This window comes from Streptomyces ovatisporus (assembly GCF_042653885.1).
GTDB lineage: Bacteria > Actinomycetota > Actinomycetes > Streptomycetales > Streptomycetaceae > Streptomyces > Streptomyces ovatisporus.
The window spans coordinates 260,657-280,561 of the sequence record NZ_JBHSFH010000013.1 but is presented as its reverse complement, the minus strand read 5'-3'; the positions used below and the strand labels follow the sequence as shown (position 1 = coordinate 280,561).

21 protein-coding genes are annotated in these 19,905 nt (G+C 72.6%); 8 read left to right on the top strand and 13 right to left on the bottom strand.

All coding sequences use genetic code 11. The annotated features are described in order from the left end of the window. Window positions 1–11: 11 nt before the first annotated feature. From ACFPA8_RS22540 to ACFPA8_RS22530, 3 genes are all read right to left on the bottom strand, one after another. Window positions 12–755: a polysaccharide deacetylase family protein gene (locus ACFPA8_RS22540; protein WP_386451504.1), complete on the bottom strand. Its 744-nt coding sequence runs from the start codon at window positions 753–755 to the stop codon at window positions 12–14. A gap of 62 nt (window positions 756–817) precedes the next feature. Continuing rightward, the gene (locus tag ACFPA8_RS22535) at window positions 818–1,687 is read right to left on the bottom strand and encodes a DMT family transporter (RefSeq protein ID WP_386451502.1); all 870 of its coding nucleotides are present in this window, start codon (window positions 1,685–1,687) and stop codon (window positions 818–820) included. Window positions 1,688–1,706: 19 nt separating this feature from the next. After that, window positions 1,707–2,492 (bottom strand): SDR family NAD(P)-dependent oxidoreductase, encoded by a 786-nt coding sequence (locus ACFPA8_RS22530; RefSeq protein WP_386451245.1) that lies wholly within the window; start codon window positions 2,490–2,492, stop codon window positions 1,707–1,709. Between the two features lie 198 nt (window positions 2,493–2,690). On the opposite strand from ACFPA8_RS22530, the gene ACFPA8_RS22525 reads away from it, so the two are divergent. Then, window positions 2,691–3,860, top strand: coding sequence for an MGDG synthase family glycosyltransferase (locus tag ACFPA8_RS22525; protein ID WP_386451244.1), 1,170 nt, complete (start codon window positions 2,691–2,693; stop codon window positions 3,858–3,860). 503 nt (window positions 3,861–4,363) lie between these two features. Continuing rightward, window positions 4,364–4,774 (top strand): SRPBCC family protein, encoded by a 411-nt coding sequence (locus ACFPA8_RS22520; RefSeq protein WP_386451243.1) that lies wholly within the window; start codon window positions 4,364–4,366, stop codon window positions 4,772–4,774. 109 nt (window positions 4,775–4,883) lie between these two features. Here ACFPA8_RS22520 and ACFPA8_RS22515 read toward each other — a convergent pair whose 3' ends face one another. Both ACFPA8_RS22515 and ACFPA8_RS22510 read right to left on the bottom strand, forming a co-directional pair. Continuing rightward, the gene (locus ACFPA8_RS22515) at window positions 4,884–5,177 is read right to left on the bottom strand and encodes a hypothetical protein (protein WP_386451242.1); all 294 of its coding nucleotides are present in this window, start codon (window positions 5,175–5,177) and stop codon (window positions 4,884–4,886) included. 444 nt (window positions 5,178–5,621) lie between these two features. Next, window positions 5,622–6,806 carry a CaiB/BaiF CoA transferase family protein gene (locus tag ACFPA8_RS22510; RefSeq protein ID WP_386451241.1) on the bottom strand — a complete coding sequence of 395 codons (1,185 nt, stop codon included), beginning with the start codon at window positions 6,804–6,806 and terminating at the stop codon, window positions 5,622–5,624. A gap of 262 nt (window positions 6,807–7,068) precedes the next feature. Between ACFPA8_RS22510 and ACFPA8_RS22505 the strand changes: the two genes are divergently transcribed. Both ACFPA8_RS22505 and ACFPA8_RS22500 read left to right on the top strand, forming a co-directional pair. Beyond that, a complete protein-coding gene (locus ACFPA8_RS22505) occupies window positions 7,069–7,956 on the top strand; it encodes an HTD2 family dehydratase (protein WP_386451240.1) in 888 nt (295 codons plus the stop codon). Next, a complete protein-coding gene (locus ACFPA8_RS22500; protein ID WP_386451239.1) occupies window positions 7,953–8,702 on the top strand; it encodes a GntR family transcriptional regulator in 750 nt (249 codons plus the stop codon). Before ACFPA8_RS22505 ends, ACFPA8_RS22500 begins: the two co-directional genes overlap by 4 nt. A 45-nt stretch (window positions 8,703–8,747) precedes the next feature. On the opposite strand, the gene ACFPA8_RS22495 is transcribed toward ACFPA8_RS22500, so the two are convergent. The 5 genes from ACFPA8_RS22495 to ACFPA8_RS22475 form a co-directional block, all read right to left on the bottom strand. Next, window positions 8,748–9,530 carry a YqjF family protein gene (locus ACFPA8_RS22495; protein ID WP_386451238.1) on the bottom strand — a complete coding sequence of 261 codons (783 nt, stop codon included), beginning with the start codon at window positions 9,528–9,530 and terminating at the stop codon, window positions 8,748–8,750. Between the two features lie 253 nt (window positions 9,531–9,783). Then, window positions 9,784–10,881, bottom strand: a complete 1,098-nt coding sequence (locus tag ACFPA8_RS22490; RefSeq protein WP_386451237.1) for a peptidoglycan recognition protein family protein — start codon at window positions 10,879–10,881, stop codon at window positions 9,784–9,786. 484 nt (window positions 10,882–11,365) lie between these two features. Next, window positions 11,366–12,541, bottom strand: a complete 1,176-nt coding sequence (locus tag ACFPA8_RS22485; RefSeq protein ID WP_386451236.1) for a Gfo/Idh/MocA family protein — start codon at window positions 12,539–12,541, stop codon at window positions 11,366–11,368. Window positions 12,542–12,845: 304 nt separating this feature from the next. After that, entirely contained in the window at window positions 12,846–13,823 is a 978-nt protein-coding gene (locus ACFPA8_RS22480) for an SDR family NAD(P)-dependent oxidoreductase (RefSeq protein WP_386451235.1), read from the bottom strand. A gap of 109 nt (window positions 13,824–13,932) precedes the next feature. Further along, window positions 13,933–14,199, bottom strand: coding sequence for a DUF397 domain-containing protein (locus ACFPA8_RS22475; RefSeq protein ID WP_386451234.1), 267 nt, complete (start codon window positions 14,197–14,199; stop codon window positions 13,933–13,935). A gap of 406 nt (window positions 14,200–14,605) precedes the next feature. Here ACFPA8_RS22475 and ACFPA8_RS22470 point away from each other — a divergent pair, with 406 nt between their 5' ends. From ACFPA8_RS22470 to ddaH, 3 genes are all read left to right on the top strand, one after another. Continuing rightward, window positions 14,606–15,418: an SAM-dependent methyltransferase gene (locus ACFPA8_RS22470; RefSeq protein WP_386451233.1), complete on the top strand. Its 813-nt coding sequence runs from the start codon at window positions 14,606–14,608 to the stop codon at window positions 15,416–15,418. 232 nt (window positions 15,419–15,650) lie between these two features. Continuing rightward, on the top strand, window positions 15,651–16,853 hold the full coding sequence (locus ACFPA8_RS22465) for an FAD-dependent monooxygenase (RefSeq protein WP_386451232.1): 1,203 nt from the start codon (window positions 15,651–15,653) through the stop codon (window positions 16,851–16,853). A 44-nt stretch (window positions 16,854–16,897) separates the two neighbouring features. Next, the gene (gene ddaH / locus ACFPA8_RS22460; protein WP_386451231.1) at window positions 16,898–17,680 is read left to right on the top strand and encodes a dimethylargininase; all 783 of its coding nucleotides are present in this window, start codon (window positions 16,898–16,900) and stop codon (window positions 17,678–17,680) included. A 56-nt stretch (window positions 17,681–17,736) separates the two neighbouring features. Here ddaH and ACFPA8_RS22455 read toward each other — a convergent pair whose 3' ends face one another. The 3 genes from ACFPA8_RS22455 to ACFPA8_RS22445 all read right to left on the bottom strand — a co-directional run bounded on the left by ACFPA8_RS22455 (window position 17,737) and on the right by ACFPA8_RS22445 (window position 19,021). Beyond that, window positions 17,737–18,075: a MazG-like family protein gene (locus ACFPA8_RS22455; RefSeq protein ID WP_386451230.1), complete on the bottom strand. Its 339-nt coding sequence runs from the start codon at window positions 18,073–18,075 to the stop codon at window positions 17,737–17,739. A gap of 144 nt (window positions 18,076–18,219) precedes the next feature. Next, entirely contained in the window at window positions 18,220–18,708 is a 489-nt protein-coding gene (locus ACFPA8_RS22450; protein WP_386451229.1) for a VOC family protein, read from the bottom strand. 109 nt (window positions 18,709–18,817) lie between these two features. Beyond that, the gene (locus ACFPA8_RS22445) at window positions 18,818–19,021 is read right to left on the bottom strand and encodes a death domain-containing protein (protein ID WP_386451228.1); all 204 of its coding nucleotides are present in this window, start codon (window positions 19,019–19,021) and stop codon (window positions 18,818–18,820) included. 141 nt (window positions 19,022–19,162) lie between these two features. Here ACFPA8_RS22445 and ACFPA8_RS22440 point away from each other — a divergent pair, with 141 nt between their 5' ends. Further along, window positions 19,163–19,891: a lysoplasmalogenase gene (locus ACFPA8_RS22440; protein ID WP_386451227.1), complete on the top strand. Its 729-nt coding sequence runs from the start codon at window positions 19,163–19,165 to the stop codon at window positions 19,889–19,891. Window positions 19,892–19,905: the final 14 nt, after the last annotated feature.

The following is a 19,905-nucleotide window of genomic DNA, read 5'->3' as shown; positions in this document are numbered from 1 at the left end:
GGTCCGGGCGCTCAGGACGAGCCCGCCGGTACGTTCCGGCCGCCCCGCACGCCGTGTTCGGCCAGCGGACCTACGCTCAGCCCGGCGGCACGGCACCGCATCACCAGGCGCGGCAGCGCGTCCAGTGCCGAGTGCCAGGCACCCGGGACGCTGGAGCGGTCGGTGTCGTGCAGCAGGACGGTCGCTCCGCCGCACAGTCGCCGGTCCAGCTCGTACAGCACGCTCTCGGCGTCAGCCCGCGAGGTCCAGTCGCGGCCCCAGGCCGTCCACAGCACCGGCTGGAGCCCGAGCTTCCGCGCGGCGCTCAGGCGGGTCGCGGTGAGCACACCGTACGGCGGCCGGTACCAGCGCGGGCGCCGTCCGGCCGTACGCTCCACGGCCCTGATCGTGTGGGCCAGGTCACGCCGGTCGGCGAGGGGTCTCGGGTGCCAGAACTTCTCGTGCTGCCAGCCGTGCACGGCCAGCTCGTGCCCTCCAGCGACGATGCGCCGGCCCAGCTCCGGATACCGCTCGAGCTGGCTGCCGAGGACGAAGAACGTGGCCCGTGCGCCGAGCAGGTCCAGCTCCCGCAGGAAGTGGGGGGTGGTGCGCGGGTCGGGTCCGTCGTCGAAGGTGAGGGCCACGTGGCCCGGGTCGCCGCGGCCGTCCAGCGCGGGGCTGATCACGCGGCGCAGGCCGGGCAGCCAGGTCGCCGCGGGACCCAGATGCCAGGCGGCCGTGGCCAGGGCGGCAGCCGCCGCCCAGGCACCGCCGATGACAGCCGTACCCGCGCGGCCCCCGTCTGCGGCGGTGCGTGTGCGGCGGTGAGCGGGTGCCTTCACCACACCTCCTCCTGTTCCTTTCCCGAGACCTCGGGCGTACGGGCCAGCTGCACGCTCCCCGCGCCGACCAGGGCGAGGGCGACGAGTTCCGGCACGACGAACCACCCGAGGGTCAGCTTCTCGTCGAAGAGCACCGCACCCAGCACGACGCTCGTCAGCGAGTCCCCCAGAGTGAGAGCCGGCTGGGAGGCCACCAGGGTCCCGGCCCGCAACGTCACCTGGAGCAGCAGGAAGCTGATCAGGCCGAGTACGGCGACGCCGTACGTCTGCCATGCCGTCAGCAGCGCGACCAGTCCGTCGGACAGGCGTGCGATGGCGTCCTTCATCAATGCCGCTGTTCCGGAGAATCCGATGGCTGTGGCCGCCCCGAGCACCGTGGCGCGCGGCGCCGACGGCAGACGGGCCGCGATCACCAGCAGCGCGATCACGACGGCGAGCAGTCCCGCTCCGGCCGCCAGCCATTTGCCCACCGGGACGCGGGTCGTGCCCGCGGTCGGATGGACGAGGACGAGGAAGACCGCCAGCCCGACGACCATCGCCAGGAACGCCCACCATGCCCGGGTGTCCGGACGCCGGCGGAAGAAGACGCTGCCCACCACCAGGGTGAAGAGCAGCTCCGTGGCCATCACGGGCTGGACGACGGCGAGGGGCCCCGCCGCAAGGGCACCGGCCTGGCAGATGCCCGAGACCCCGAGCATCGCCGACCCCCACATCCACACCGGGCGGTGCAGGAGATGGGTGAGCCAGGAGAACCTCCTGCCGGTGGAAGCCGCCTTCTCCGTCGCAGCGGCACGCCGCTGAAGCACCGACGCAGCGGCGTTGGCGAGCGCTGCCATCAGCGCCAGCACGACAGAGACGATCAGCAGCAACACGTCGTATTGACTCCTAGCCGAAGCGCTGGGCGAGGCTGCGGAAGAGGCCGGGGGCGAGCCCGTGAAGGCGGGCGGGCATGCTCAGCCAGCCCGGCACATACGTATCGGCGCGCCCGGAGACCAGCGCCCTGCGTACGACGGCTGCGACCTGCCCGGCAGGCACCGGGCGGGGCCGGGACCGTCCGTAGGGAACGCCGCGACGGCTGAAGAAAGGGGTGTCCACGGCGCCCGGCATCACGACCGAGACCCGCACGCCCGAGCCGGCCAGCTCGTAGCGCAGGCTGTCGGCGAAAGCGATCAGTCCGCCCTTCGTGGCCGCGTAGACCGCCTCGTCACGCACCCCCACCGAGCCGGCCACCGAGCCGATCAGCACCACGCGGCCCCTGCGCCGGGCGATCATGCCGGGCAGCACGAGGCGCACCAGATGCACCACGGCGGTGAGATTGATCTCGAGCAGCCGGTCGATCGACTCGACGGGCATCTTCGCGAAGGGACCGGCCCAGCCGATGCCCGCCCCGGCGACGAGCGCGTCGACGCGGCCTCCGTGCGCCAGCGCCTCACGGGCCAGCCGGGCACGGGCCTGGGGGTCGGTGATGTCGGCGGCCAGTGCGGTTCCACGGGTACGGACTGCGACGTCCGAGAGCCGCTCCTCGTCCCGCCCGTTCAGCAGCAGGCGCCAGCTGCCCTCCGAGGCGAGCTGTTCGGCGACGGCAGTGCCGATGCCCGAGGAGGCACCGGTGATGAGCGCGACCGGTCTCTGCGCTCCGTTCCGCACTTGCCGCCCAGAACTGTCGTACATGACACCCTCCGGGTGATCAGGAGCAGGACTCTCAGCATGCTGGCTGTCGGCTTGCGCCGCCTCTGCGCGGGAGTCCGCGCAGCAGCCCCGATCACCCGATCGGGCCCGGTTCGCCGGTGCCGTACCGCGGCACCCAGCCACTCGGAACGGGCGTGCGGGCCGCGGCCCGGCGCTGAACCATCCGACTTCTGGAGCCTCATGCGGCAACGGTTCCTGCTGCTCAGCGCAAGCATGGGCGCCGGCCACGACGCGGTGGCGGGAGAGCTCGCCGCCAGGCTGCGGGCGCGCGGTCACCTGGTGCGGACCGAGGATGTGCTCGCACTGCTCCCCTCGGGGGTAGGGGCGGCGCTGCGTGCTGCCTACCGGGGCACGGTGCGCCGGGTGCCCGCGCTGTACGGGGCGGTCTACCGGGGCTTCCTCGACCCGGAGCCGGAGCGGGGGACACGCGGTGAGTCGGTTGCACGGCCGGGCAGCGCACCGCTGGCGCTGCTCGCCGAACGTCCGCTGATGGAGGCCGTCGGCAAGTGGCAGCCTGATGGGGTCGTTTCGACCTTTCACCTCTCCGCGCAGGTGACCGGGAGACTGCGGAAGCGCGGCGTGCTGCGGGTGCCGAGTGTGGTGAGCGTCATCGACTTCGGTGTGCACCGCGGCTGGCTCCATCCGGGCAACGACGCGCACCTGTGCGTCACCGGGGCGGCGGCCCGTACGGCCGGTGCGGTCACCGGCAGGCATGCCGAGGCGACGGGGCCGGTGGTGCCCGCCGCTTTCCTGCGCGTGGGGGACGGGGGCGCGCCGGGGGAGACCGGGCCGGCCGGGGAGGGGCAGGCATGGCGTGGCGAACTCGGGCTCCTGGCACCGGGCCGCCGTGTCGTCCTGGTATCCGCGGGCGCCTGGGGCGTGGGCTCCGAACTTCTCAGCACCGTACGGCAGTTGGCGGACGGTGCCGACGTGCTGCCTGTCCTGCCCGTGCTGTTGTGCGGCCGTGACGAGCGGCTGCGGCGCCGTGCGGCACGGCTGCCCGGGGTGCTGGCGCTGGGCTGGGTGGCCGACATGGCGGAACTGATGTCGGCGGCCGACGCCCTGATCGACAACGCGGCGGGACAGACGGCGGCGCAGGCACTGGCCGCCGGCCTGCCCGTGATCGGGCACCGGCCGCTGCCCGGACACGGAGCCCAGGGTGTTCGGGCGATGGCCGATGCCGGGGTGTCCGAACTCGTCGGTGACCGCGGTGACTTGACGGCCGCGCTGCGACGGGTGCTGGAGCCCGGCCCGGTGCGCGAGGAGCGCATCGCACGCGGCAGGTCGCTCTTCCGTACGGACGCCGCGCAGCGCATCACGGAACTCGCCCTGGCGGGGGTGCGGACCTGAGCCCCGCCTGCGCCCCGGCATGCCGGTCGTCGATGCCGGAGACGACCTGGGGACCCCCACACATTGTCGTCCCGGACCTCGGGTCGCAGCACAGCCTGGTGGAAGTCGTCGCGCACGCCTGCCACTTGGTCCGTGGGGTCGAGACCGTGGGGTCGAGCGCCTGACCGCCCTGGGTCTGGTCGATCGCCGTGCCGTCGACCTCGAAGACGCCGGGGCCGGAGCCGGGTCGGCGGTGCGGCAACGCCTGTCCGTCATCTGAACCGCTGTGCCCGCGGCCGGTGTTGGAGCCGCACCCGGTGGAGGTGAGGGCCGCCGCGGCAGCGACGCTCCCTGCGGTGAGGAAAGTCGCCTGCCGGTCGGCATCCCGTGTCCCTCCCGCTGCCCGCCGGTTGCCGCGGGGGCACGGTACGGCGCGGCAGCCGATCGCGCAGGCGGGAGTCGGCCTCCCGGGTTGTCACCTCTGCCGCCCGTTTCGCTCCGCGGCGGCCGGGAACGCGGGCCCGATGAGCGAACACGAGCGTTCCCGCACCGTGGCGGCCCCTCCGGAGGAGGTCTTCGACCAGGCATGCGACGTCGAGCAGATCGACACGTGGCTGCCGAGGGAGCTGCACGTCCACCCGGAGGAGATGCCGGCCGTCACCGTCCACGACGACGACACCGGACGGGACGAACCCGCGCTGCTGCGCGCCAGGCGGGAACAGCTCCGCCTGGAATGGGGGACGCGCGACGACGGGCGCTACGCGGGCTGGCTCCAGGTCGAGGGCATCGGCGGCGGTGCCAGCGCGGTCACGGTGCACCTGTCGTTCTTCGACGAAGGGGACGCCCCGCCGGACCACAGGATCACCGTGGCACTGGACGAGAGCCTGGACAGGCTGGCCGAACAGGTCAGGATCCGGGCGGACAAGGCGGGCTGACCGGAACCCGGGCGGCCGGAAACCGTCCCGACCGGAACCGACCGAACCCGTCCCGGCCGGACCGACCCGGCCCGAGCTGCGGCGCTGCCACCGGGTGATCCGGGGCCCGTCAGGCGCGCTCCGCCTCGTCCTCGTCGTCCGCCTCGCCTTCGTCCGCGACCAACGCAACCCAGCCGTAGGGGAGTTCTTCGCCGTCGACCGTCACGGCCTCGACGGTGCGGGTGCGCGGATCGATATCGGCCTCGACGCCTTCTCCCGCGTAGCGCGGGTAGCCGGTCTCACCGCGTGCCCCCGTCGCCCGCACGCTCATGACGCGCAGGACGGGGCCGTGCACCGGATGCCCCTCGGCGTCGGCGGTCTGCGGCTTGAGGACGATGTCGTAGTGCGGTTCACCTGCGCGCATGCCTCGACGATAAGCCCGCACACGGAAGCCCGCCTCCGGGGCACGAGGCCGGACCGCGGACGGCGGGCGGACCGGCGGGCGGGCCGGAAGCCCGGCCGGGAGAGCGCGGGTGGCGCCGGGGCCTGACCGGGTCGTCCGGCCCGGGAAGTGGTGCTCGCACAGCTCGGAGGCGATGAGGTTCCCACGAATCCCGTCACGCCCTCGCCGACGACGAGCGGCGGTGGAGCGTCGCGGAAGCCGGAGACTGCAACCCCCTTTGCGTCCGGCCTCAACCCCCTCGCGACCGGCCTCACTTCGTCGTCGACGGAATGGCCGACGGCGCGTACGGCGAGGCGATCCAGCTCGGACGGACGGCTGAAGTGCCCATCGGGGCAGGCACCTTGAGCAGGCACCTTGATCACAGGACACGTCAACGGGCAAACCGGTGGGGCGGAAGGTCCGACGTCAGACGACCGAGTCCGCCCGCAACGCCGCCACCGCGTCCGCCGAGTGGCCCAGCTCGGCGAGGACGGCGTCGGTGTGCTCGCCGACGTCCGGCACCGGGTCCATGCGCGCGCTCGTACCGGCGATGTCGACCGGTGGCAGCAGCGCCTGGACCGACGCACCCGGAACGCCCACCTCGCGCCAGCGGTCACGCCCGCTCAGGACGGGGTGTTCGAGGAAGTCCGCCACCGTGTTCACCTCGGCGTAGGCGATGCCGATGCGGTCGAAGACCTCGGTGACGGCGTCGGCGCCGGAACGGGCGAAGCGTGCCGAGACGAGGGAGTTGAGAGCCTCGCGGTTCGCGACGCGGGCCGAGGAGGTGGCGAAGCGCGGATCGTCCCGCACCTCCGGCTGCTCCAGGAACTCCGAGCACAGCGCATCCCATTCACGTTCGTTCTGGATGGAGAAGAGGACGTCCCTGCCGTCGGCGGCGGTGTACGCCCCGTACGGGGCGATGGTGGGGTGCTGGGTGCCGATGCGCGGCGGCTGCGCCCCCGAGTGCCCTGTGTAGTACGCGGGTTGGCCCATCCATTCGGCGAGCGCCTCGAAGAGCGAGACCTCGACGGGCCGGGCGACGCCGGTGGTGGCACGGGTGAACAGGGCCGTCAGAACGCCGCTGTACGCGTACATGCCGGCCGCGATGTCCGCGACGGACACCCCGACGCGGGCGTACTCCGCTCCGGTGCCGGTGAGGGAGACGAGACCGGTCTGGCACTGTACGAGCAGGTCGTAGGCCTTGCGGTCCGACCACGGCCCGCTCGTCCCGTACCCCGAGACGGTGCACGGGATCAGGCGGGGGTGCGCGTCCGACAGCTCCGCGGGGGAGAGCCCGAGGCGGCCTGCCGCGCCGGGCGCGAGGTTGTTGACGAACACGTCGGCCCTCGCGAGGAGTTGGTCCAGGACGGCGCGGCCTCGTTCGTCCTTCACGTTGAGGGTGAGGGACTCCTTGGAGCGGTTGAGCCAGACGAAATAACTGGAGTGTCCGTGGACGGTCGTGTCGTAGCGGCGGGCGAAGTCACCACCGCCGGGACGTTCGATCTTGATGACGCGGGCGCCGAGGTCGGCGAGCTGGCGGGTGGCGAAAGGGGCGGCCACCGCCTGTTCGAGACTCACGACGGTGATGCCCTCCAGCGGTCGCTCGGCCATCCTCACAACTCACCTCCCGGTCTGCGTCGGGGCGCCGCTCCCTTCACGGCGGAGGGAAGACGGGCGGCGCCCCCGCGGCTCCGAGATTTGTACGGCCCGATCCGATGCGTGTCAACGCCGGTCTGAACTGCGGAAACCCGCCCTCGGCTTGACGCCTCGGTGCGCGTGTCAACACAATGCCCTGGATTTGTACGTACTCTGCGCCGCCCTGTCCTTCCAGCTCCGCACGCGGCTGTCGGCCCGGTGCGAAGGAGGAGAGTCCGTGTCCCAGCCCGCCAGCGCACCCGGCGAGGTCCTCCACCAGGTGGCGCGCACGTGGCGCCCCGCTCCCACGCGGAGCTTCGATCCGCTCGATCCCGGACCGAGCGCCGCCCTGTCCGCGGTGCTCGACCTGCCGGCACCCGCCGCCGAGGCGGGCGCGCGGCTCCCGCCGCTGTGGCACTGGCTGCACTTCCTGCAGTGGCCGCGCCACAGCGAACTCGGCAGCGACGGGCACCTCCGCGACAGCCACTTCCTGCCGCCGATCCCGGACAGGCGCCGGATGTTCGCGGGCGGACGACTGGAGATCCACACACCGCTGATCGTGGGGCGTCCGGCAGAACTCACCAGCTCCGTGGCGGCGGTCGAGGTGAAGGAGGGACGGAGCGGCGAGCTGCTCTTCGTGACCGTGCGCGGGGACTTCCGGCAGGACGGCGGGCCGAGCGTCACCGAGGAGGTGGACCTGGTCTACAGAAGCGGCGGCCAGGCACCCGTCCCGCCGGGGCTCACCCTGGACACGGCCGCCACGCCCACCGCCGGCGCTCCCTGGCAGCAGAGCTGGCAGACCGACCCCGCGCTGCTCTTCCGCTTCAGCGCGCTGACGGCCAACGCGCACCGGATCCACTACGACGAGCCCTACGCCACCGCCACAGAGGGATACCCCGGCCTGGTCGTGCACGGGCCGCTGCTGGTGCTCTCCATGCTGGAGCTCCTGCGACGGGAGGCTCCGGGGCGTACGGTACGGCGGCTCTCGTACCGGCTGCGTCAGCCCGTCTTCTGCGGTGAGCGGCTCCTCACGTGCGGGGAGAGCAGCGGCGGCGACGAGGTGCGGCTGCGGGTGGCCGGCTGCCGTGCGGACGCGCACGCCACGGCAGAAGCGACCCTCGCATGAGCGGCGGCACGGGACGTGCCCGTGCCGCGTACCGCGGCCTCGCGGACGATCTGCGCGCGGACATCCTCGGCCGGCGCTACCCCGAGGGCGTACGGCTGCCCACGGAGGCCGAGCTGGCCCGTACGTACCGGGTCAGCAGACAGACCGTGCGCAGGGCGTTCCAGGACCTGGTCGCCGAGGGGCTGGTGCACAGGGTGCCGGGACGGGGCACGTTCACGGCGCCGCGGGGCGGCCGGTATCTGCGGCAGTTCGGCTCGGTCGAGGACCTGATGAGCCTGTCCGTCGACACCACCATGCAACTGACCGGCCCCCTGCGCCGCCAGGTCGATCTGGACGCCGCCGGCAGGCTGGGACTGGAGAGCGACGTCGTGCACACGCTCTCCTTGCGGCGCCTCCACGACGGTGTGCCTTTCTGTCACACCTCGGTGTGGCTGCCGCCGGAGGCGGGCGAGACGCTCCAGGCGCTTCCGGAACTCACCGAGACCGGTGCCGTCAGTACCGTCACCGTCATCGGACTGCTCGACGGACGGCTCTCGTCCCCGATCACCGACGCCGAGCAGAGCATCACGGTGTCGCCCGCGCCCGAGGCCGTCGCCCGGGAACTGCAGTGCGGGCCGGATCATCCTCTGCTGCGCATCGACCGCCTGTACGCGACGGCGACCGGGCAGCGCGTCGAACTGGCGATCAGTCACTTCCTGCCGGAGCAGTACTCGTACCGCGTGCGGCTGCGCCGGGGCCCGCACTGAGGCAGGGCGACCCCTCGCAGCAGTGGTCGCCCCCCGCGGCAGCGGTCAGGGTGTCGGCACACCGGCCGGGCGTGAAGGGCGCGAGAACCGCACGGGGACGCCGGGCGAGTACAGCACGCTCACCGGCTCCCCGGACGGCTGTGCCAGCCCCGCCGCAGTGATCAAGTCCTCGTCGCACTCGGTCAGTTCGGCCCGGTGCAGCGCCCAGCGCGGATGGTCGTTGGGCAGATACACCGAGCGTCCGAAGAACGTGTTGTGCATGCCCCAGCGGGCGGTCAGGAAGTGCTCCAGCTCCGTCGGCTGCGAGATCCGTTCCCCGATGCGTACGGACATCCGGCAGCGCACCCCCCGGGGCCCCGGCCACCGCCGGGTGCTGGTGTAGCCGACGTGGTCTCCGTGGCGGCGCACGGACATCCGGGACCACCGGTAGGGCATGCGGAAGAGGGCGAGCGCGACCGTCACGGGAATCAGGCGCGAGGCGTCGAGCGAGCGGAAGACGACACCGCGCCGCCCGTGCCCGTCCACGGAGTACAGCCGGACGTTCGTCTCGGGGAAGCTGCCCAGATACGGGATGCCGGGCAGCCGGAACCACCCCACACGGTGCATGCGGAAGGCGACCAGACCGACGTACGTCCTGCCGTCCAGGACATCGGGGACGGTGCCCGGCGGCAGCAGCGGCGCCACGTCTTCGGGATCGGCGGCCCAGTGCACGAAGGCCAGGTCGAGCCACGACTGCGTCAGCAGCGGGCGGGCCGTCCGGTGCGGGGGGTCCGCCGTGACGGGCTGGGGCTCCGGAGGAGGGAGCGGATCGCGGGGCGTGAGCGGCACCGGGTCAGCATCGCAGACGGCTGCCGGAAGGTTCCTCCCCCCTGCGGCCCGCCGACTGCGGACCGTCCGGACGCCCCACGACCCGCCGGGTGCGGCGGACGCGGCGCGGGCGGCGCGGCGGCCGACAGGCAGACCGCCGCCGCGTACCGGCGCCGCTTTCGGGCGGACACCCCGTGTCCGCGCGCACCCGGCGACCCGGCGGATGCGGCCGGGGCTTCGGCACGACCGCATCCGCCGGATCACGGCTGCTGCATCAGTTCAGCAGCCGCTTCCAGGCGGTCTCCGTGAGCGCGTCGAGGGAGGGTGCCTTGCCCCGCTTGCTGCGCAGCAGGGTGCCCACGGCCTCCTCGATCTCGCCGCCTTCGGGCGTACGGTCGGCCGGCGTGAGCAGCGGCCAGATGTCGGACCCGAGGTAACCCGTCTCGTCGACCTTGCTGTGGTGCATCGCCGAGCAGGTGTGACGGTCGATGTTGTGCGTGTCCGCCAGCTCCGCCACGGCGCGCTTCGTGGACGTCCCGAAGACGCCGTCGACCGGCACCGCGTAACCCTTGGCGCGCAGCAGGTGCTGAGCGGCGCGTACCTGCGGGCCCACCGAACCGGGCTTGAGCAGCGGCCAGTTGAGGAGTTCGCCGACGGAGGCGAGACCGAGGGCGTTGCCGACGGCGTCGCGCAGCTCCTGCAGGCGGCCGTAGAGGACCTCGCCGGGGCACTCGGTGGAGTTGAAGTCCCGGTGCCCCTTGATGTTCGCCAGGTCCGTGCCGTACTGCGCGGCGATCCAGGCGACCAGCTGGACGAGGGAGTCCCACAGGGCCTGCGGTACGTCCACCTCGGTGTAGAGGCCCTCGTTCTCGATCCCGATGACTTCGCTGTTGTGGCCGCCGACGTTGGCGCCCTGGACGTGCTGGGTGCCCCCGCGGACCACTTCGAGGCTCCGGTGACGGCCTTCGAGGCGGAAGCCGCCACGGCTGTTGGTGAACTGCTGGCCGGTGTCGGACCAGCCGTTGCCGTCCATGTGGAAGTTCTGGATGTCCCGGCAGATCTTCTTCGCGTGCTCCAGCGAGTAGTCCTCGCTGTTGCCGGGCTCGGCGGTGTGGTGGACGACGATGAACGTCGGGCGGTGGTCCTCGACGACGATCGCGCTGGACGGGGCACGCGCGCCCCACTCCTCCGTGCTGTAGATGCGGGGTTCGGCGGCGCGGGCGCGTGCGGCGCCCAGGGAGCCGGCGGGTGCGGCGGCCGTTCCGGCGGCGTTGGCGGTACCGGCGGTGCTGAGGCCGATGGCGCCCGCGGCGGTGGCGGCCACGCCACCGCGTAGCAGCGAGCGGCGGTCGAAACCTGGCTGTGCAGCCATCTCGATCTCCTTCAGGACTGGCAACGGCGGCTCGCTCGCTCGGAGTTCCGTCACCGATGGGTGGGGGGACCCGTGCGGGGAGGGGCAGGTTCGCCCCTCCCCGCACGGGCTGAAATCGGGTTCCGCGCCCGGCCAGTAAATGCAGTCCGCCATGAACGCGACAACCCCAAGGAGGCGATGCGTCGCGACTTTCTCGGAATCTGAAAGAACGACGGGCCCACGAATCACCTGTAGCAGAGCGAACCGGGCTCCGCCTCCCGTGGTACGCCCAGTGAAAGTGACAACAAGCTTGCGCGGCACCGCAGTTCGCGACGGCACGGCGTTCGCCGCTGCTGCTCCGTCAGGTGACGCGGCGACAGGCGCCGGTCGCTGCCAGCACGGCTCGCCACTGGGCCGAACGGCGGCTGTCCGTTTCTCCTGCCGCCCGCTCCGCCATGCGGGCGGCACCGCAAAGCGCGGCAGGTACGGTCCTCCTGCCCGCAACTCACGCAGACGATGCCTCTCCGGCACAGGGGAGCTGTGCCAGCTCCGCGAAGCGTGCCGCAGCCCGCTGGGCCGTGACGAGGTCCTCGGTCGCGCCACTCACGCCCGTCCTGGGCGGCCTGCCCCGGGTGACCATGGCGTGGAAGGCCACGAGTTCCTGCTCGAACGCCTCCACGACCGAACGGTATTCGGCGCGCATCTCGGTGCCGCCGACGTTGTCCGTGGCTGTCAGCACCGTCGCGGCGTTCATCAAGTAGGGAGAGGGAAAGGCGAGTTCGAGCGTGCCGCCCTCGTGGTGCACAGCGACGGTCTCGCGGTACGCGGCGTGCCCCGGCAAGTAGTGCCACCGGATGCTGTAGCGGGCGGGACCCGGCAGCCGCCCGGACAGCTCCAGGGAGCCCGGGCCGGCGGCCTTCCCCGGCCAGTGGGCTGCGAAGTCGACGGACGCGGGGCTGCCGATGAAGCTCCGCAGCAGCGAGAACTCATGGCAGACGGAGGAGTTGACGGTGTCGTACAGGTCGCGTACCGGCCCCGGCGCGTCCGGGCCCAGTGCCTCGGCCGTGAGCTCGGCGTTCCGCGCGCGCAGCGCCGAGAGCGCTTCCGGGTCGGCGTCCGGGACGGGGGCGGGCAGGTGGGCGAACTCCAGCTGCGCCTCGCCCGCGGGGTGCAGCACGCACACCTCCACGGAGCGTACGTCCGCGGCCCCGCCCGCCTGTTCGAGCAGCTGCGCGAGACGCACGGCGGCAGGGTCGTACTGCTTCATGTAACCCACCATCAGGCGGGGACCGCGCCCCTGCTCGCGCTCTGCGGCGGCGACCCGGGCGGCCTCCGCGCGCGTGCAGGCGAGCGGCTTCTCGCACAGCACCGCGTAACCCGCGCGCAGGGCCGCCTCGGCGTCGTCGCCGTGCGACCCGGACGTCAGCAGCAGCACGGCGTCGAAGCCGCCCCGTCCGAGGAGTGAGGCGGTACTGGTGTGCCGGTGCTCTGCGGGGATCCCGTATCTGGTGCCGAGCTCGTCGAGGGCGCTTCGGGAGAGATCGCACAGCGCGGTGACCTCGAACAGGTCGCGCCGCCTCTCCAGCAGGGGCAGATGCGCGGTGCGGGCGATGGCGCCCAGTCCGGCGACGGCGAGGCGGGGCCGGGTCCGTATGTGTCCGGGGCGCCGGTCGTCGGTCATGGCGGACACTCCTTCGTCGCGGAGGTGGCAGCGGGCGGGACGTGGCGGTGGCCGGGAGGGGGCGTGGTCGGGAGGGGGCGGACGATCCGTGACGGGGAGATCCTTCCCGGCAGCGGAGGCGTCCGGCGCGAAGTCGTCGCCTTCTCGCCCGGCCGCCGTCCGCCCAGCGCGACGCACCGTGAGCCGTTCGCGAGCGTGCGCGCCACGTGCAGCAGGCAGCTCCGCGCACGGCGCGGCACGCCGGGGGCGGCCGTCCGCGACCCGGGGTACGAGAGGGGTGCCCGTTCCCACCCTGACGTCGGCGTCAGCGCGTGGCCCCGAGGGCGAACGCGTCGAGGCCGGTGAGCTCCGCGGAGAGTGACCAGAGACGCGCCGCCTGTTCCGGATCGACCGCGTGGCCCTGGACGCCGCCGGCGGGGGCGGCCGGGCTGCCGGAGGAGCGTCCGGCGATGTCGCAGTCCTCGCAGTACACGCCGCCCATGCCGGCCAGCAGGGGGGACGTCGCCGCCCACACCTGGGTGGCGGCGCCCTGCTCGGGCGTCTTGAACGAGGGGTCGAGCGGGGCGCCGTCCTCGTCGATCCACCCCGCGGCGACCATCTCCTCGGGGGGAAGGTGGCGCTGCAGCGGCGTGAGGATGCCGCCGGGGTGCAGCGAGAACGCCCGTATGCCCTGGTCGCGGCCCAGTGCGTCGAGCTGGACCGCGAACAGCGCGTTCGCCGTCTTCGCCTGCCCGTATGCCTTCCACTTGTCGTAGCCCTGCTCGAAGTGCACGTCGTCCCAGCGGACCGGCGAGAGACGGTGTCCGGCGGAGGACACCGAGACGACGCGGGCGCCACCGGGCTCGAGCGCCGGACGGAGCCGGTTGACCAGCGCGTAGTGCCCCAGGTGGTTGACCGCGAACTGAGCCTCCCAGCCGGGGCCCACCCGGGTCTCCGGGCAGGCCATGACGGCAGCACTGTTGATCATGATGTCGATGCCGCGGCCGGTCCGCAGGAACCGGTCGGCGAAGGTGCGCACCGAGTCGAGGTCGGCGAGATCGAGCGTGTCGATCTCCACGCCGCTGATCGCCCCGACCTTCTCCCGCGCTGCCTCGCGCCGCCTCGCCGGCACGACGACATGGGCGCCCGCGGCGGCCAGCGCGCGCGTCGTCTCCAGGCCGAGTCCCGAGTAGCCACCGGTGACGACGGCCAGCTTTCCGGTCAGGTCGATGCCCCGCAGAACGTCTGCGGCGGTGCTGCGGGCCCCGAAGCCCGAGCCGATGCTGTGCTGAGGTGTGGTCATGCCCGGAACGCTACGAATTGGAGCGCGCTCCAAGGCAAGCAGACGGGGGAGGGGTACGCCGCCCGTACGGCTCCGCAGTGGGACGGCGCACTCACCCCCCGGGGATGTTTCAGCTGGTGAGGAAGTCGGCCGCTCCGGCCTTGGCTCCCTGGATGAATGCGTTGATCTCTTCGGGGGTGTAGAGCAGGGCGGGCCCTTCCGGGTCGGTGGACTGGCGCAGGGCCACGTGTCCGTCGGGCAGCTTCTTCGCCTCCAGGCAGGCGCCTCCGTTCTGTCCGCTCCAGGGCTTGTGCCAGCCCTCGGCGCCCAGTTCTCGGGCGGGCATGCCGTTGTACACACGGCCGGTGGTGGGGTCGGTGACGGCCTCGGGGTTCATCGTTCGGACTCCTTACGGAGGTGAATCGTTACGGCCGGGGGTTCGGCGCGCACAGGAGCAGGCCGCTCATCAGCCGGAAGTGCTCAACACAGCCAATTTCTTTGCGACTTACCGTTGAAATTATCAGAACGATGCTTGCGGCCTGAAGGCCACAGGGACATAGTGGCTCCGTGATGCTCTTCACCGGCGTGCGGAAACGAGCACGGGAGCCTTCCGCCGCCGAGCCGGGGATGGGGGCGTGCGGGGTCGCACTACAGGGGAGTGCGACCCCGCGCACGCCCCCCGGTCCGGCCCTGGCCCGGGAACCCCGCCGTTCGGCACGTCACCGGCCGCCCCCGGAGCGCACGTACCGGCAGCCTCGGCGCCGCCCCTCACCGACTCTCCTCGCACATGGACGGACTCCGCGTTGACAGGCCAGGACGAAGCCTCCGAAGCCGCCTCCATCGACCCGGAGGTGCCCCACTCCGCCCGGATCTTCGACTTCTGGCTGGGCGGCAAGGACCACTTCGAGGCCGACCGCAGCGCCGGCGAGCAGGTGCTTGCCGCGTTCCCCGGCATGACGGAACTCGCCCGCGCCTCACGGGAGTTCGTCGGCCGCGTCGTACGCCACCTGATCGAGGAGGAAGGCGTACGGCAGTTCCTCGACGTCGGCACGGGGCTGCCCACCGCCGGCAGCATCCATGAGGTCGCGCAGCAACTCGCCCCCGAGGCGCGCATCGTCTACGTCGACCACGACCCCCTGGTCCTGGCGCATGCGGGCCGGCTGCTGACCTGGTCGCCCGAGGGCGCCTCGGCCTGTCTCCACGCCGACGCCCGCGACCCGGACCGCATCCTGGCCGGGGCGTCCCGGACGCTGGACCTGGACGAACCCGTCGGGGTGATGCTCATGGGCCTCCTCGCCCACATCGAGCGCTACACCGAGGCCCGGGCGATCGTGCACCGCCTGATGCAGGACCTCCCCCCGGGCAGCTGCCTCGCGATCCGGGACGGTACGGACACCGACGAGGCGTACAGCGCCGCCATGCGCCGCTACGGCGAGTCCGGTGCGCTTCCCTGCCGGCTGCGCTCCCCGGAAGAGATCACCCGCTTCTTCTCCGGACTCGAACTGGTCGAACCCGGTGTCGTTCCCGTCCCGCTGTGGCGTCCTTCCGCCCGGCAGCCCGCTGCGGGCGGCGCAGGTCTTCCCGTGCTGGGCGGCGTGGCACGCAAGTTGTGGTGACGCCCCGGGGGATGAGGGTGGTCACGCCGTGTGACGAGCCCGCACGGACAGCAGTGACGGCGGGCCCCCGGACTGCGGCGGCAGGCAGCGGGTACGGTTCACCAGAACAACTTCGGGCCCGCACCCGGCAAGGGCCGCCGCCGCGCAGGCAGGACGGCCAACTCGCTTTCGTGCAGGGCTCGTTGACGGGGCACGACCCGGGGATACCGACCAGCGAACGAGGGCTCGGAAGATGCGGATCCTGATCATCGGTGGCGGTATCGCCGGAAGTGCAGCTGCGCTCGCCCTGGACAAGGCCGGCATCGCGGCCACAGTTCACGAGGCGCATCCCGAAGAGGGCGCGGACATCGGCGCCTTCCTCACCCTGGCGAGCAACGGCATGCTCGCGCTCGCCCAGTTCGACGCCGCGGAAGCCGTCTCCGAGGTCGGTTTCGACCTGACCACGATGCGCATCACGGGCGACACGGGAACAGTGGTCTCCACGGTTCCGCTGGGCGAGGTCGACGACCCGCTGCGGCGCTACCGCTGCCTGCGCCGCGCCGAACTCGCCGCGGCCCTGCGGGCGGAGGCCGTCCGCAGAGGGATCCGCGTCGAGCACGGCAAGCGGTTCGTCAGCGCGGAGGAGGACGAGGACGGCGTCACCGCCGTCTTCGCCGACGGCAGCACCGCCCGCGGAGATCTGCTGCTGGGGGCCGACGGCATCCACTCCGTCGTACGTTCCCTCACCGACCCGGAGGCCACCGCACCTCGCTACGCGGGCCAGCGCGTGTTCTACGGCTACACCGCCGATGCGGCGCCGCCCAGCGAACCGGGGCGGATCGACATGCTCCGCGGCAGCTCCGCCGCGATGGGATACGCGGTCTCCCCCCAGGGGGAGACTTACTGGTTCGCCCGCGTCTCCGGCGAGGAACTCACCCGGGCCGAGATCGCCGGGACCACCCCCACGCAGTGGCGCGACCACCTCCTGCCGATGCTGCGGCCGGACGCGACGGCCGCGGCCGAGATCGTCGCAGCCACGGGGGAGCGTCTGACGGTGACCAACGCCAGCGACCTGTCGACGGTCACGCGGTGGCGTACGTCCCGGATGCTGCTCATCGGGGACGCCGCCCACGCCGCCTCGCCCGCCACGGGACAGGGCGCGTCCATGGCGCTCGAGGACGCGGTGGTGCTGGCGAAGTCGCTGCGGGACGCCCCCAGCACCGACGCCGCCCTGGAGACCTACGAGCAGCTCCGCCGCCCGCGCGTCGAGCGCAACACGGTCAGCAGCGCCCGGCTCACGACGCGCAAGGCGCCGAACCGCCTCCGGCGGACCGTGCGCAACTACCGGGACCGCTTCCGGCGGCCGGGGCCGCCGCCGTCCCAGGCGGACGACCTGCTGACCGTGCAACTGGACTGGGAGAGCCCGCTGCCCGTTGCCGCGCCTTCCGGAAACTGAGCAGCCAGGACCACGGCCGCCCCGCCGCCGCACCGGAGGAAGAGATGGCAACTCGGAAAGCCCTCGTACGCGCGCCCAGTTCACGTCTCGCGGAGGGCCTCGTCACACATGTGGAACGGGTGCCGGTGGACCGGGGGCGCGCGGTGCGGCAGTGGGAGGAGTACGTCGCGGCACTGCGGGACCACGGCTGGCGGATCCTCCGGGTGCCGCCCCGGGACGACTGCGCCGACAGCGTGTTCGTCGAGGACACCGTGGTCGTGCTCCGCGACGTCGCGCTGGTCTGCCGCTCCGGCGCTCCGACGCGGCGGGCGGAGACGGCGGCGGTCGAGGAGGCGGTCCGGGCGCAGGGTTACACCGTCCGGCGTCTTCACGCCCCGGCCACGCTCGACGGCGGCGACGTGCTCAAGACCGGCGACACCGTGTACGTGGGGACCGGCGGACGCACGAACCAGGAAGGCGTACGGCAGCTGCGCGCGGCCTTCGAACCGCTGGGCGCACGGGTCGTGCCCGTGCCGCTCACGCAGGTGCTGCATCTGAAGTCCGCCGTCACCGCCCTCCCCGACGGCACCGTGGTGGGGCACCCGGCGCTGACCGGTTTCCGTGAGCTCTTCCCCCGCTTCGAACCCGTACCGGAGGAGGCCGGAGCGCACGTCGTGCTCCTCGGCGACGACAGGCTGCTGATGGCGGCGAGTGCGCCGAGGACCGCGGAGCTCTACTCGGGATGGGGCTACGAGCCGGTCGTCGTCGACATCGGTGAGTTCGAGAAGCTGGAGGGCTGCGTGACCTGCCTGTCGGTACGCCTGCGGGACGCGCCCGCCGCCCCCTGACACCGGACCCGGCGGCGCGTCGCATGCGGGAAGGACGTGTGCCGGGCCGCGCCTGTTCACTCCACGGCGTCGGCGACGGTCCCGGACGGCAGGGAACGGAGCGCGACCTGGCGGATCTTCCCGTCGAGGGCCGCCGCGGGGTCGTCGGTGAAGCGGTGCAGCGCGACGGCCGCGGTGAGGATGACGTCGCACAGCTCGTCCGCGACGTCCGCCGCCGTGTGGGTGCGCCCCTTGCGCGGGTTCTGCCCGGCCGTACCGATGTACGCCTGCATCACCTCGCCCGTCTCCTCGCCCAGCTTCATCAGGCGCATCGCCGTCTCCTGCTCGCCGTGGCCGTTGGCGGTGTCCAGCCAGTCGACGAGGCGGCGGACAGTGGCCCACTGCTCGGGGGTCATCGGTCTCGTCCTCTCGGAGCGCGGTGGCGGCCGCACGCAGCTGCGGGACCAAGTCCGGCTCGGTCCCGCACCTCGGGTCCTCGGGCCGCCTGCCGCATCTCCACCGGGGAGGCTCACGGGGACATGCGCGGGGGCGGGCAGGTGTCAACTCACCGGCGCCGTCTCCTCGTTGTAGGCGTCCTCCAGCTCCCGCACGTCGATCTTCCGCATCCTCAGCATCGCCTTCATGACGCGTGCGGACCGGGCCGGGTCGGGGTCCCTCAGCAGGTCGGGCAGTGCCCTGGGGACGATCTGCCACGACAGCCCGTACTTGTCCTTCAGCCACCCGCAGGGTCCCTCCTCGCCGCCTTCCCCGAGCTTCGCCCAGTATCTGTCGACCTCGTCCTGGTCGGCGCACTCCACGTAGAGCGAGACGGCCTCGTTGAAGCTGAACTCCGGACCGCCGTTGAGCGCGATGTAGCGCTGCCCCGCCAGTTCGAAGGTGACGGTCATGACGGTGCCGGGCTCGCCGGGCCCCGCCTCTCCGTAGCGCTGCACGTCGAGCACCCGGGAGTCGGGGAAGACGGAGGTGTAGTGCTGCACCGCTTCTTCGGCCTGACTGTCGAACCACAGATGCGTCGTGATCTTCTGCATGTGCCGCCTCCTTGGCCGCCGTGCCCGTTCGTCTCGCCGGAGTGGACCGGCCGTCGCGCCGGTTCTCGTCACGTCACGGACCGGACGGCGTACGCCGCCCGGCCATCCGTCATCGCCAGGAGTCGGGGCCGCCACCGCGCCACTCGATCAGGTTCGGGTCGTCGAGCTGGATCTCGTCCTCGCTCAGGCCCGCATGCCGCAGGAACTCGGCGACGTCCTCCAAGCGGTACGCCACTCCCAGCTGCTCGGCGTGGGCCGTCACCCGTCGGCCGCCCTTGTCCGACGGAGGATGCACGACGATCGGAGGTGTCATGCCTTCCAGGCTGCTCCCACCCACGCGGAAACGCATCCCGGCGGGGCGGTCCGGGTGCTCTGCTCCGGGGACGGAGGGCCCGGGGCCGGACGCGAGGGGCCCTGTTGACCCGCTGTGAGCGGGGGCTACAGACTTCCAGCCATGACGATCACCAGACGGCCCGCACGGCAGAGAATCATCGGCGCCGCAAGAGCAGCGGCCTCGCGAGCCGTCAGCCCGGACGGCCGGGGGCGCGGCTCCCTCGTCGCCTTCGGCGCGCTCGCCGCTGCCGACCTCGCGGCGGTCGCGGGCGGCCGGCACCGCGGGATGAGCCGGGCGGCGAAACCCCTGCTGATGCCCGCGCTGGCCTCCTACGCACTGCGCCGGCGCACCGGCCAGGACGCGGAGGTGCCCAAGACGCTCCTCGCGGGGCTCGCCTGTGCGACGGCCGGAGACACCGCGCTGCTCTTCGACGAGCACGAGCCGGCCTTCCTGCTGGGCATGGCCGCCTTCCTGGGCACCCAGGTCAGCTACACGGCCGGCTACACCCGTCTCGGTGCGCTGCGCTCGGTCCGCCGGAAGCCGTGGCCGGCCGTCGGCTGTCTCGCCGGATGGGCCGCGGTGAACGCCGTGCTCGGTCCCTCACTGGAGAAGCGGCTGCGGATTCCCGTGGCCGGCTACAGCCTCGCCCTGACGCTGATGGGTGCCGCCGCGCTCGGCGTGGGCGGCCGGGTCGGAGCGGGCGCCGGTGCGTTCCTCGGGTCGGACCTGCTGATCGGGCTGCAGGCCGCCGGCCATGAGCTGCCGTCGCAGGAAGTGCTGATCATGGCGGGATACATCCTCGGTCAGTACCTCATCGTCACCGGCTGGCTGGATCGTCAGGGCGGCTGAAGCCGCCTGCCGGC